13 protein-coding genes are annotated in these 12,199 nt (G+C 47.0%); 9 read left to right on the top strand and 4 right to left on the bottom strand.

The genetic code is table 11. From position 1 onward, the window contains the following. The first annotated feature begins 414 nt into the window (after window positions 1-414). Window positions 415-588, top strand: a complete 174-nt coding sequence (locus NFR90_RS11070) for a type II toxin-antitoxin system HicA family toxin (protein WP_251453066.1) — start codon at window positions 415-417, stop codon at window positions 586-588. 151 nt (window positions 589-739) lie between these two features. Beyond that, window positions 740-1,066 (top strand): type II toxin-antitoxin system HicB family antitoxin, encoded by a 327-nt coding sequence (locus NFR90_RS11065; protein ID WP_251453065.1) that lies wholly within the window; start codon window positions 740-742, stop codon window positions 1,064-1,066. A gap of 126 nt (window positions 1,067-1,192) precedes the next feature. Here NFR90_RS11065 and NFR90_RS11060 read toward each other — a convergent pair whose 3' ends face one another. Then, window positions 1,193-2,101 (bottom strand): LysR family transcriptional regulator, encoded by a 909-nt coding sequence (locus NFR90_RS11060; RefSeq protein ID WP_251453064.1) that lies wholly within the window; start codon window positions 2,099-2,101, stop codon window positions 1,193-1,195. A 191-nt stretch (window positions 2,102-2,292) separates the two neighbouring features. On the opposite strand from NFR90_RS11060, the gene NFR90_RS11055 reads away from it, so the two are divergent. The 4 genes from NFR90_RS11055 (at window position 2,293) to NFR90_RS11040 (ending at window position 6,369) form a co-directional block, all read left to right on the top strand. After that, on the top strand, window positions 2,293-3,264 hold the full coding sequence (locus NFR90_RS11055) for an alpha/beta hydrolase (protein ID WP_251453062.1): 972 nt from the start codon (window positions 2,293-2,295) through the stop codon (window positions 3,262-3,264). 428 nt (window positions 3,265-3,692) lie between these two features. Continuing rightward, on the top strand, window positions 3,693-5,024 hold the full coding sequence (locus tag NFR90_RS11050) for a site-specific integrase (protein WP_251453060.1): 1,332 nt from the start codon (window positions 3,693-3,695) through the stop codon (window positions 5,022-5,024). Window positions 5,025-5,258: 234 nt separating this feature from the next. Further along, entirely contained in the window at window positions 5,259-5,492 is a 234-nt protein-coding gene (locus tag NFR90_RS11045; RefSeq protein ID WP_160335869.1) for a hypothetical protein, read from the top strand. Window positions 5,493-5,559: 67 nt separating this feature from the next. Beyond that, window positions 5,560-6,369: an MBL fold metallo-hydrolase gene (locus tag NFR90_RS11040; RefSeq protein WP_251453059.1), complete on the top strand. Its 810-nt coding sequence runs from the start codon at window positions 5,560-5,562 to the stop codon at window positions 6,367-6,369. Here NFR90_RS11040 and trhA read toward each other — a convergent pair. Then, window positions 6,366-7,028, bottom strand: coding sequence for a PAQR family membrane homeostasis protein TrhA (gene trhA / locus NFR90_RS11035; protein WP_251453058.1), 663 nt, complete (start codon window positions 7,026-7,028; stop codon window positions 6,366-6,368). The two genes, NFR90_RS11040 and trhA, sit on opposite strands and share 4 nt — an antisense overlap. A 188-nt stretch (window positions 7,029-7,216) precedes the next feature. Here trhA and NFR90_RS11030 point away from each other — a divergent pair, with 188 nt between their 5' ends. From NFR90_RS11030 to NFR90_RS11020, 3 genes are all read left to right on the top strand, one after another. Continuing rightward, window positions 7,217-7,768, top strand: coding sequence for a biotin transporter BioY (locus NFR90_RS11030; RefSeq protein WP_251453053.1), 552 nt, complete (start codon window positions 7,217-7,219; stop codon window positions 7,766-7,768). A gap of 324 nt (window positions 7,769-8,092) precedes the next feature. After that, window positions 8,093-8,404: a cytochrome c3 family protein gene (locus NFR90_RS11025; protein WP_251453052.1), complete on the top strand. Its 312-nt coding sequence runs from the start codon at window positions 8,093-8,095 to the stop codon at window positions 8,402-8,404. 3 nt (window positions 8,405-8,407) lie between these two features. Then, window positions 8,408-9,946, top strand: coding sequence for an FAD-dependent oxidoreductase (locus NFR90_RS11020; RefSeq protein WP_251453051.1), 1,539 nt, complete (start codon window positions 8,408-8,410; stop codon window positions 9,944-9,946). A gap of 78 nt (window positions 9,947-10,024) precedes the next feature. On the opposite strand, the gene NFR90_RS11015 is transcribed toward NFR90_RS11020, so the two are convergent. Then, window positions 10,025-10,801: a Rossmann-fold NAD(P)-binding domain-containing protein gene (locus tag NFR90_RS11015; protein ID WP_251453050.1), complete on the bottom strand. Its 777-nt coding sequence runs from the start codon at window positions 10,799-10,801 to the stop codon at window positions 10,025-10,027. Further along, a complete protein-coding gene (locus NFR90_RS11010) occupies window positions 10,798-11,769 on the bottom strand; it encodes a LysR family transcriptional regulator (RefSeq protein ID WP_251453048.1) in 972 nt (323 codons plus the stop codon). The genes NFR90_RS11015 and NFR90_RS11010 overlap by 4 nt, the downstream gene beginning before the upstream one ends. Window positions 11,770-12,199 lie beyond the last annotated feature (430 nt).

Raw genomic sequence — 12,199 nt, 5'->3', positions numbered from 1 at the left:
CGGGGTGGAGCAGTCTGGTAGCTCGTCGGGCTCATAACCCGAAGGTCACAGGTTCAAATCCTGTCTCCGCTACCAATACGGTCGGTTCTGAAAGTTCGGAACCGACTTTTTCGATTCCTGAGTTCATTTTTGCGCAAAAACCGAGCTTCCAGTTTATCGTTCTCAATGTCACAACTTCGGAATTTTTGTACTCCCAAACAAAGCAAATGCCTTTTGGGGCTTTTTACTTAGACCTCGTATTCTCCATGCCTGCTGACGCTGCTCATTAACGGCCATCGGGAGAGTTAGAAAGACATCTTTTTCCCTTTTAACGTCTTCACGGGCTTTCTTCAACCATCGATGAAAAAAGTAAATGGAAAAGTTGACTTAGTATTAGAAAATGTTTACTATACTTCTGTTACTAAGGAGTTTTGAATGAAATATGGCCAGTTCATCAAAGCTCTTAAGGACAAAGGAGTGAAAGTGGATGATGGTACAAGGCATTTGAAGCTTTCATACGGCGGTAAACAAACTTGTTACAAAAGACATCCGACGGAAGAATATCCGCCGATACTCTTAGCAAAAATTTTGAAACAGCTCGGTCTTTGAACTTAAATAGCAGGCGGGAGGAACCCCGCCTTTCACAACTTCGGAGGCGTTTATGAGATTATCTTACCCGTGTGAGGTATCGAGAGATCCTGAATCCGGTCAGGTTATTTTGGAGTGCAAGAATCCGTCAGCGTTTGCTTTTGGAGATAGCTTGGAAGCTGCAGAAATGGACATGCACTCATTGCTGCTTGACTGCGTTGCTGATTATGTTGACGAAGGAAAAATCTTCCCAACTACAGTAAAACGTCCCAAAAAAAATGAAGTTTCTGTTGAGCTGACTGCTAGTGAAACCGTCAAAGTTTTATTTCTCAATTCGATGATAGAAACGAGGACTAAACCGATCCAGATAGCCAGGCGATTAGGAGTAGCAAAACAGGAAGTTACTCGAATCCTGAACCCGAGACAAAAGACGAAGATTGACACTCTAGAGAGGGCAATTGAAGCAACAGGAAAGAAACTGATTTATTCAGTTGTCTGACTGATATTAATGCAATAAAAAAGCCCGCGAAACTGCACGCCAATGACTAATCAGTCCCTCTGTTTTCGCGGGAATTTATCTTAAACGCCGAGAAGTTCAAGGCCGTCTCTTATAAAAGTGCGGATTCTAAGGAGCCGTTATTTCGCTCTTCAGCGCAAGCTCATCATTAATGTCTTTGATATGCTGAAGAAATCTCTGACACACTAAATTTAAATTGGTGTCCCTCGACCAGGCAAGCGTGATTTTGGCGGTTAAGGGAGGATCAAGCGGTAAAAACTGAAGATCATCAAAAGATTCGTAGCCGCCGACATGCTCTAAACACAGCAGCGTGCCAAGCTTTTCCCGAACCATCAGTACCGCGCTTGAAGGAAGATTAAAGTAGCCTCGTAACTGAAGCTGCTCCGGAGTATATCCGAGCCAGCCGGTAAATTCTTCACGCTTAAAGGCCTGCAGTGAACCTAATAACTGCAGATTCTTCAAGTCCATCGGACCGACTTTATCTCTCCCGGCAAGCACACTGTCTTTACGGCAAATCACGCCCCATCGATCTTCAACATTCAATTCAAGTGTCACATACGGAGACGTATTGACCTTGCCAATGAACAAACCGAACTGCGAAACACCGCTGGTTAAATGTTCCGCTATTAAAGGTTCGTGTCCGCTGATTACTTCAAAAACGACCTTTGGTGACTCCTGCTGCAGCCGCTTTAGCGCCATCGCAATGTACTTAAAGGCACAGGTCTCTCCGGCCGTAATCGTGATTTTCCCGCTCAGTCCTTCAAAATGAATCAGCTCGTCACGAGTGCGGTCAAACAAGTCCACAATCGACCTCGCGCGCTTGAATAAAAACTCTCCCTGCGGAGTGAGCTTCAGCCTGCGCTGACTCCGATCAAAGAGACTCTGTCCAAGCTCATCCTCCAGTTCAGCAAGCTGACGCGATAAATTCGGCTGAGTAGTGTGCAGAAATTCAGCGGCCGACGTGAGATTCGGTAGGGAAGCCGCGGCAAGAAAATATCGTAGGACACGAATATTCATAATTAATTCTTATAAAAATTATGAAAACAAACAATTGGTAATTATAAAGACGATTACCTACCATTACTTCATCAATCCTACGGATGTGAGTTATGAAAAAAAGACAGTTCATTAATTTGACGCTGACAGCGCCTCTGCTATTGACATTCAGAGACCTATTGGCAAAAGAGACAAAGCGCAGAGAGGTACAAATGGAAAATTTAAAGTTAGACACCAAATGGGATAAGGTTTTTAAACAAAGCGATAAAGTGGATCATTCCAAAGTCACATTCCACAACCGCTACGGTGTAACGCTCGCAGCTGATCTGTACATTCCTAAAAATGCTTCCGGCAGGCTTCCGGCTATCGCGGTCAGCGGTCCGTTTGGCGCGGTAAAAGAGCAGAGCTCCGGACTTTATGCCCAGACGTTGGCGGAAAACGGCTTCATTACGCTTGCCTTTGACCCGTCATTTACTGGTGAGAGCGGGGGCGAGCCGCGTTATATTGCCTCTCCGGATCTCAATACCGAAGACTTTAATGCCGCAGTGGACTATCTTTCAAACAGAAAGGATGTAGACCCGGAAAAAATCGGTATCCTCGGCATCTGCGGCTTCGGCGGTATGGCAATCAACGCTGCCGCCGCTGACCCGCGAATCAAAGCAACAGTCACATCTACAATGTATGACATGAGCCGAGTGAATGCGAACGGTTATCTTGACGCGGAGAACACCGCTAAGGACAGAAACGAAAAACGTGCTGCCATCAGCGCTCAGCGTACTAAGGACTATGCGGCAGGCAGCTATCAGAGAACTCAGGGTCTGCCCGATAAACTTACCGGTGAAGAACCGAAATTTGTCAAAGACTACTTTGACTACTACAAGACTCCCAGAGGATTCCATCCGAGGAGCGTGAATTCCACTAAGGGCTGGAACACAACAATGCCGATTTCGTTCATGAACATGCCGCTTATGACATACGCGTCCGAAATCAAAACACCCGTGCTGATCATCCACGGAGAAAAAGCCCACTCTGTTTACTTCTCTAAAGACGCTTACGCACGCTTAAAAGGAGACAATAAAGAGCTCCTGATTATCCCGGGCGCAAGTCATGTTGATCTTTATGACAACAAAGCAGGTGTCATTCCCTGGAAGAAGATCGTAGAGTTCTACAAGAAAAACTTGTAATAATTCATTAGAGTTAGCTATTTTTATGCTGAGGTTAGGTAAAATCGCCTCAGCATTTTTTTTGAAAGGCTCCTTATGTCGGAGCATCGATCCGCCTCTCTAAAACGAGACCGAGCTCGTTTTATCGGATCGGAAAGCACTGTGTCCGTGTATGTCGCTTAATGGCTTCACACGGAACATGCTTGGGCGTAATGCCTTAACCGTCTCCCGTGTGACTGCCGCACTTCGGATAATACCGGCCGCTTCGCTTAGCGTAGGCCGGAAGACGAATGATTCTTAATTTATAAACTTTCAGCGGGTTCGCGCCCGCTAATATTTTTAGATCGATAATAATGTCCGAAGCAGAAAATTCATTTCATTTGAACCGAAGAAAAGACGCAGTTAAACCGGTTCGAAGGACCAATTCTATTTTTCCCCGCAGAAACTGTATGTGTTTAGTCGGAGTGGAGCGGCACAGCCACAAATGGCGATTTGTAGTCAATGAGCTGTGCGCAAATTACAACCACTTCCATGCAGCCAAAATGAAATGCGCGTCGTTCGAAACCTCCAAGAGTCGGTACCGGTTTCTCATGGAATTTTTCGGTTATGTCTGTCCTAAATTTCGCATTGACCCGAGAGACTTGAAAAGCAAACATATTCAGGATTATTTCAGTTGGAAAATCCACGAGTTAGCCTCTGAAGGATGCGGCGAAGAAAATATCAAACTCAGAATCAAAAACCTTCGAAGCTTCCTAAGCTTTTTCTGTCGATGGATCGCAAAACCCGGTGTCGTTCCAAGTTATCAGGACCTCATAGCGCGCTCCGGTTATCGCCCGAAAGAACTCAAGATGCCTTCGTCACGAGCGAACGCGCTCAGCATTGATAAAGTCGAGCAGTCGATCGTCCGCGCTTTTCAGATCGACGTGCGCCTCGGCTTTCAGTTAAGCTTTATGGCGTTCTTCGGACTGCGCCCGAAAGAGTCCGTCGGACTCGTACTCAGTAAATGTGTTGTGCTCGGAGGAGATCTCGCTTATCCGTACATAAAGATCCAGACCGCAAGCGGATCAAAAGGAGGGCGCCCTAGAAGAATTGAGGCTTCCAATCCTTCTCAGGTTAAATTCATCAATGTCATGATGAGTCTTGCCGAGGAAATGAACATTGATGCGCTTTGCTGGCCGGATATGACCATCCACCGGGCAGCCGCTCGACAGCAGAGGTTGATGAGTAAAGAGCTCGAGCTCAGCAAAGATTCCTTCGACGGCTCCGCCTACCAGTTTCGTCACAGCTTCGCCAACAGTTTTAGTGCCTTAATCTCTTCCGGTGAACCGTTAAGAGATCTCTCCGAGAATCTCGGACACGCTAGAGAAGAGATCGCGGCCGCATATCTGGGATCTTCCGGAAGAGCAGGAGAGGACAGTATTCTGGAACTTGCCCGAGCACTCGCCCACTGTGAATTTGAACCCGAGTCATTCATGATTCGACTTTGCCGACTAATTATTGAGATTTCGTTCACGGATCTCCGATTGGCGCTTTCTTTGGCTCTTTGGGTGCTTAAAACCAGAGATGACGAAATTTACTGCCCGATTCAGTTGCTGAAAAACCGTCTGATCGGCGAGAAAAAATCGCTCCTCAGCCCGGAAGAAATCCTGGATCAACTGTCCGAACATTCCGAGAAATCTAAAGTACGTGAATTTATGATGCGTGCTCAGGGCTTTTTAAATTTGGATACAGTGGAACAAAGGGTTCTTACACCGCTGACGAATCGGATATTTTTCGGATGATGAAACATACCCATATTTGGAAGTTCAATGCCTTAAAAACCTAAAAAATTACTAAATATGCTACCAATTCGGGAAATCACTAATGAAACCTATGAAACCTGCTGATATTCAAGGTGTTAGAACGGCTGTTTTTACAAAAAAAAGTCTAAAAAACAGTAAGTTGAACGCGTAAAAATTGGCGTGATTACTGGGTTTCACGTACAATGCTTAGTGTCGAAACTCTTCGAGATTATTGTGTTTACAAAGTTAGAAAGAAAGACGGTCAGACACATGATGCTGTCCGTTGCACTTATCGCATTAGGTTACATTGTCGCTGTAGTTGGAGCTGATAGTAATTCTGTTATCGTAGCCGGTCTTCTGATTATGCTTGTCGGCTGGTTCTTCCTCCTTCGTTCCGGTCATGGAACACTCCATCCAAAAAGCGCCTCCGTCGCAAAATTAAATAGATTAAAAGAAAGCGTCGAGTAAAAAGCCTACGCGGCCAAATTATCGCTAAACTGCTGAATGTTGTTGAACATCAGCAGTTTTTTCAATTATGAAGCTCATAGTCGTCGTCGATAATCTTTGCTGTAAATCCGGTCTTCTTGCGGAATGGGGGTACTGTGCACACCTTCAGAGCGAATCAGGTGAAATTCTTTTAGATACCGGCGGTCCGGGTCATGTTCTTGAACACAATCTCCGCTGCTTAAACCTTTCCGTGAGCGCGCTGAAGGCGATTGTCCTCTCGTACAGCCACTATGATCATGTATCCGGCATCCTGGATCTGGTATATCGAGCCAAGGAAGCCGTTGTTTATGCAGGAGACGGAATACAGACCGAACGCAGAGGCGATGCGGACGCAAAGAGAAGAAACGGCGGATTCGATATCCGTACACTGCCTAAACACTGTCTGGTAAAAGATTATGAAACGGTGCTTGCGGATGTGTATGCGTTTACGGTACCAAAAAACGAGCGAAATCCGCATTTTGTCTGCTGTCGTAATCTTTGGGAAGTTGACGGACAAGGTTCTATCGTTCCGGACGGTTTTGAGGACGACCTCTCAATGGCGGTCCTGACGGAAAACGGCTGGTCTCTTCTGCTCGGGTGCGCACACGCGGGACTTCCAAATATTCTGGAGCGAGCAAAGACGCTCTTTGGAATTGAAGAGTTTGACACGATTGTCGGCGGTACGCATTTATGCAGCGTTTCGCCGGAACACTATGACGAATGGCTTGACAAACTGTCTCAGTATAAAGTCTGTCGCTGGCGTCCCAATCACTGCACGAGCTTTAAAGCGGCTTCGGCTCTTGCCGCTCGCTTTACTGACGTGGATTGGGCGGGCTGCGGAACTGTCCTTGAGCTCTAAATCGTATACATCACGGCAAAATAGTGTGTAATGCTGCCGCCGAGCACAAATAAGTGCCAAATTGCATGATGGTAGGGAAGTTTCTGCCAGTTGTAGAAAATTGTGCCGAAAGAATAGAGCAGACCTCCGGTAACGAGCAGCGCGATACCCTGTGTCGGAAGCGCCTCGATGACCGGTTTGAACGCCAGAAGCACCAGCCAGCCTTGGAATAGATACAAAAAAGTATTGAGTTTGTCGCTTTTTTTGATGAGCCACGGCTGGAAGGCTATCCCGAATATTGCGACCAGCCAATTGAGCGCGCAGATGGTGATGCCCAGCCAATCGGGCATCAGATTCAGCATAAACGGAGTATAGGTTCCGGCGATCAGCAGAAATATCGCGGAATGGTCCGCAATCTGCAGTTTTCGCTTTGCCTCGACGTTGGGAATCGCATGATAGAGCGTACTTGCGAGATAAAGCAGAATCAGCGAGGCGCCGAAAATAGAAAATGTTGTGATAGATAACGCGTTCCCGTGATGGGCGCTGTAGATCACAAGAAAAACCAATCCCACAATAGCGGCAACAAACGCTAAACCATGGGATACGGCATTGGCTATTTCCTCGCCGGTGCTGTAGAAACGCTCATTCGTACGCGTGAAGCCGGAATAGGTGATTTGCATTATTTTTAACGGTATTAGAAACCGTCCTCCCCATAGATTCTTCAATCAAATATAAAGAGATGCATGAACGAAATTCACCTCAAAAATCGTCAGTTTGTAACAAAGCAATTCTGTAGCATGAGAGGCGATAATCCGTGACAAATTTTCTAAAATCCGTGAAGTAAACAACCTCACATAGGAGATACTCAGTGAAAAACCTTACCCTATCATTCAACGCTCAGCATCGTCTCACTGCGGCGAAGCTTGCAGCCGCTGTGGCTCTTTTAATTGCCTGCTCAAAGATTTCTTTTTCAATCGGTCCTGTTCCCCTGACGATGCAGACGTTTGGTGTCGCGCTGATCGGTGCGGTTTTGGGTGCCAGACTGGGTTTCTCAGCAGTTCTGAGCTATTTACTGCTTGGCTTTGCCGGTTTACCTGTGTTTGCGACGCCCCTCTGCGGTCCGGCCGCTTTCTTCGGCCCGACGGCGGGTTACCTTGTCGTATTCCCGTTTGCAGCCGCTTTAGCCGGCTTCTTAGCGCAGCGCGGCTTTACCGGAAAGCGCTTCATTGCTTCTTTCTTTGCTCAGAGCGCCGTCAACATTCTGATTGTAGCAGGCGGTGCACTTTGGCTCTCCTTTACCATCGGAGCAGAGAAGGCGATTGCCGTTGGATTCCTTCCGTTCGTAATCGGCGCGTTCCTGAAGTCTGTTTTAGGCGCAGCCGTCCTCTATGCGGGAACCCTTTTCTCCAAGAGAAAATAAGCTTTTTAATTAATTAAGCCGACCGGTCGTATCTTAGAATTCTCAATTCTTGTGAATTTCCAAGATAAATACGATCGGTTTATTTTTATATAGGGTGATATTAATAGTTTTATCTTCGTTTATTTATTTACATACTGAATTTATGAATATTTAATAAAAAATAAATCTTAATTAAATTGATCATAATTTAATAAACAATATATATTCAGGTTTTTACCGATCTACTTAAGTCTGTAGTCGCTTTTTTAGGGATAGCTTAAATTTCGCTTAACGATTCAAGTTTAGTTAATTGAATCGACTCACCTCTACCACGGAGAACTACTTATGAAAGTTAAAACTATTCTTTGTTTTGCAGCGACTCTGCTTTGTGCAGCCGCGTTCAGCATGAGTGCTCAGGCCCAGCTCAAAAACAGCCCGATGCACGCTCAGCTTCCTGACAATGCTCAGACAAAAGACTGTCTGATGTGTCATCAGTCTTATGCGGCCGTCGCTCAGAAGACAGCTAAGATGGAACCCAATCCTCACAGCAACCACCGCGGTGAACAGAACTGCACCAACTGCCACAGCGTTAAAGGCAAACCTCATTTTGAATGCAATGATTGCCACAGTTTCAACATCAAAATGAAAGGAGAATAAGAAATGACTAAATTTTCTCGCCGTTCTTTCCTCGGCACAGCCGCTGCCGCTTCTGCCGCAGCTGTTTCCGCTCCCGCTATGGCAGCTTCCACTTCTGCCGGTAATCTTCCCGCCAAATGGGATGACACCGTTGACGTAGTCGTTCTCGGCTGCGGCGGTGCCGGTATGATGGCTGCCTGCCAGGCTCATGACGCCGGTGGTAAAGTCGCTATTTACGACGCAGGTCAGTCTCCTTTCCATACAGCTACAAACCTCTGCGGCGGCCTCTTCACAGCTTGGGGCTCTCGCATGCAGAACGCTGATCCGAAAGGCAAAAAAGACTCCTGGCAGCAGTTCGCTGAAGACATCATGGCTTATGGCAACTACATGAGCCTGAAAGAACCGGTTTACTGCTTTGCAAAACATTCCGGCAAAGCATTCGACTTCCTTGAAGACGCAGGTCTTGCCAAACATCATCTTGAACCGTATGCTGGCCATTCTCAGCTTCGCGCACACCGTCAGGACTCTTTCAAGGGCCGTGACTACATCGAAGTTCTGGTTAAACAGCTCGACAAACGCGGTCTGAAGATCAACCACGGCATGGGCGTCACCAAGTTCTACTTTGACCTGGCTACCGACACCGTTGTCGGCGTGCAGGTTGGCGAAGGCGACAAGGCCAAAAACGTTAAGGCGAACAAGGGCGTTATTATGGCAACCGGCGGTATCACCGGTACTCCTGAATCTCTTGACCGCTGGGTTCCGAGCGTTGCAGGCAAGGGCGTTGCTATCGGCGGACCGAAGAATGATGGTACAGCCATGATGGTTGCTGTTCGTGACGTCGGTGTTCCTCTGTCTCACATGCAGTACATCGCTTCCTATCCCTGCGGTATCGTTGTGAACGGCCGCAATGGCCCGTACTGCCGCTGGTGGTTCATCACCAATAACGGCGGTATCCTGGTTAACAAGAACGGTCAGCGCTTCATTACAGAAAAAGAAGGTATCTGCCATGTGACACCGCATCTAGCATTCCAGCCCGAAGGCTGCCACTATGTCCTTACCGACCAGGACGGTTGGGATCGTACACTGCAGAAGATCAAACTCGGTGCTCTGATTGGTCTGCCGAGCTGGCCTGCTGAAAGAGTTGAAGCCGAATTCAAAACCGGCAAGAACCTCTGGAAGTGCGACACTATCGACGAACTCTGCCAGAAGTCCGGTGTCAATGCTGATGGTCTCAAGAAACAGCTTGACGTTTGGAACAAGGCTGTTGAAAGCAAGAACGATACACAGTTCGGCCGTACAGACCAGCAGTGGAAACTTGGCCGAGGTCCTTGGTACATGATCCGCATGGAACCGTGGAACAACCTCTCCTGCGGCGGTGTTCGTGTTAACGAAGACATGCAGGTTCTCGGCTGGGATATGAAACCGGTCAACAACTTCTACGCTGCCGGTGAAACAGTTGCCGGTGTTCACGGCGCCTTCTACTGCGGCGGCAACGCCTGCGGTTTTGCACACACATCCGGTTGGGTTGCCGGCCAGAATGTGATGGGCAAGAAGATTGGCTAATTTGTAGTTCTGTGGTAAGCGGACGCTCCGATTGGGGCGTCCGACTAAGTTCCTCGCCTTAATCGGCGAGGTCTTTTTTTATATCAGCTTGTGATGCGCTAAATAAGCAGCTGTCGTTTCCTCGACGCAGCTGTGCCATTTCGGAAGAATCACATCAAAAGTCTCCTGAAACGCTAAATTCCCGGGTTCCTCTGCCGGATGCGATGTTTGTAACTGCTGATACTGAACCTTGGCGAGAGGGCGGTCGGGAAGAATTTTTGAGAGCAAAGCGCGAATGTACTCGATGACTTCCGACCTAAGCGGAGTGCCGTTGGCGCTAATCCTGCAGCTGCCGCACAGATCCGGGTTGGAAAGCGCTTTAAGAGCGGCTTTTATCGACATTAAACTCAACAGGCGGCAGTCAATAAGGTCGACATGGTCGTCTTCTTTTACAACGACGCGTTTTCTATTAAGAAAGATCTCTATCCAGTCCGTCACAAAGTTTCTGTTATCCGGGCTGATAAGCAGCTGAGGCAGCTCAAACGTCAGGCAGTGACAATTCTCATTTAAAGGGAAAGGCGTTTTCGTGTCGTGCCAGCTCACGAGAAGAGAGTCAGTGTCCTGCAGGGCGTGAGATATTGCTTCATAAACAGATGTCGTGTACTTAACTTGTGCGCGTTTGGTTTCCGGCGCAAAGAAAACAACAGAAGGCTTTCTAACCGTCAGAAACGCAGCTAGAAGGGAGCTGTCCGAACGAGGAATATCCTGCTCGCTAATTAATAATAGGGAGCCGTTTTTACGAATCTCACCGCTGAGATAAGGTTCAAAAGGTTCAGCCTGTCCCAATAAAACAAACCGATAATCCGCATCCGTCATACAACTGTCGTATCGTTAGAGTCACTGACCCAATATCCTTCGTAGTCCGGAGGAACAAGGCCGGGAAGGTCCTGAATAAAATCGCAGAACCAGTTTACAAAGCGTTCAACTTCTATTCTGTTTCGATCCTTGCGGCTGAGATAGATCGGCTGCAGGGGCAGAGTCCAGTCTGAAAGAACCGGAACAACCTTGCCTTTTAACAGTTCTTTAATATAGAAGTACTTTGGGCAGTACAGGCCGATACCTTTTGAGGCAAGAACAATATTTTTAACCGCTCCCGGATGATTAAAGCGCACAACCGAGTGTTTATGCAGCGGAAAGCTCTCGGTTCCTTTGCGCAGAAAGAAATTCATTTCCCGGCCCTGGGAATAGTAGGAGAACGTGTGGTGCTCACGCAAATCGCGCGGACTGCGGATAGGGTATTTCTGGGCTGCTAAGTACTCCGGTGTCGCGACTAAAAGGTTCTCCAGTCCGCAGATCAGTTTGGAGTCTCGTGTAGAGATATTGACCTGGACCGGAGTGATCACAACATCAAAGTTTGAGAAAGAATCCGGCGAGATGAGCTCTAAGTATCCTAATGAGCGTAAAGAAAACGACACGGTGCTGTCCATATCGATATACTCGCCGAGTGCCTGCGAGATGATTTCCTCGCTGAAACCGATCGGTGCGACGATCGTGATATGTTTCTGTTCGTTGTGATGAACGTCCTGAAGGTCTTTGAAGACGGACGCTGCATCGAATACGACGCGCCGCATACGAGAGAAGGCCAGGGAACCTGCAGCAGTCAGCACTAAATTCTTGCCGCGGCGTTGGAAGAGGTCGGTGCCGAGTTCGCTTTCAAGTTTATTGAGACGTCTTGAAATAGAAGAGGGTTCAATACGCATTTCTTCGGCAACCTTAGCAATTGAGCCTTTGGCCACCACTTTGAAGAATAATCGCCAGGTGTCAAGATCGGAAACTGTACTCATAATTTTTTCAAAACATCATACTTACGGATGATTAGTGTTGCCAATTGTAAGTAACTCAATAGGCATGTAGAACAATTAGAAATCGTATAGTTAGTTGTTTTTCAAAGTTATTTTAAAGATTAATTATTGAGTATAAATGTAAATTGCCTTTTTAGGCAATGATATATGACAAAATTTGTCATTGTTGAATGGAAATAATAGGCGCAGAATATACCCGTCAGTCAATCTTGGCTGACGGATATCTCCTGATTGGTTGTTAGATATGCGAAGAGAGAAAGCATATTGAACACTTAAGCCTTCTTCGGAAAGAGAGAGCCGAAGAAGGTTTTTTTTGTCCGCACGGATTCTACCCCAACTGAAATATTGCAGAATCTAGAGCCTCTAGCAGAGGCTCAGCTTTTAATCTGAAGGCATCTTCTTTAGAAGTCTG

The organism is Parasutterella muris (genome assembly GCF_943193095.1).
In the GTDB taxonomy this organism is placed as follows: Bacteria; Pseudomonadota; Gammaproteobacteria; order Burkholderiales; family Burkholderiaceae_F; genus Parasutterella; species Parasutterella muris.
Note: the sequence above shows the minus strand (reverse complement) of the source record. Positions and strands in the feature narration are given on the sequence as shown.

Excerpts from the sequence above, each read along its gene's own strand:
- NFR90_RS11070 (WP_251453066.1), top strand. The coding sequence starts at position 415 with ATGAAATATGGCCAGTTCATCAAAGCTCTTAAGGACAAAGGAGTGAAA.
- NFR90_RS11060 (WP_251453064.1), bottom strand. The coding sequence starts at position 2,101 with ATGAATATTCGTGTCCTACGATATTTTCTTGCCGCGGCTTCCCTACCG.
- NFR90_RS11055 (WP_251453062.1), top strand. The coding sequence starts at position 2,293 with ATGGAAAATTTAAAGTTAGACACCAAATGGGATAAGGTTTTTAAACAA.
- NFR90_RS11050 (WP_251453060.1), top strand. The coding sequence starts at position 3,693 with ATGTGTTTAGTCGGAGTGGAGCGGCACAGCCACAAATGGCGATTTGTA.
- NFR90_RS11040 (WP_251453059.1), top strand. The coding sequence starts at position 5,560 with ATGAAGCTCATAGTCGTCGTCGATAATCTTTGCTGTAAATCCGGTCTT.
- trhA (WP_251453058.1), bottom strand. The coding sequence starts at position 7,028 with ATGCAAATCACCTATTCCGGCTTCACGCGTACGAATGAGCGTTTCTAC.
- NFR90_RS11025 (WP_251453052.1), top strand. The coding sequence starts at position 8,093 with ATGAAAGTTAAAACTATTCTTTGTTTTGCAGCGACTCTGCTTTGTGCA.
- NFR90_RS11020 (WP_251453051.1), top strand. The coding sequence starts at position 8,408 with ATGACTAAATTTTCTCGCCGTTCTTTCCTCGGCACAGCCGCTGCCGCT.
- NFR90_RS11015 (WP_251453050.1), bottom strand. The coding sequence starts at position 10,801 with ATGACGGATGCGGATTATCGGTTTGTTTTATTGGGACAGGCTGAACCT.
- NFR90_RS11010 (WP_251453048.1), bottom strand. The coding sequence starts at position 11,769 with ATGAGTACAGTTTCCGATCTTGACACCTGGCGATTATTCTTCAAAGTG.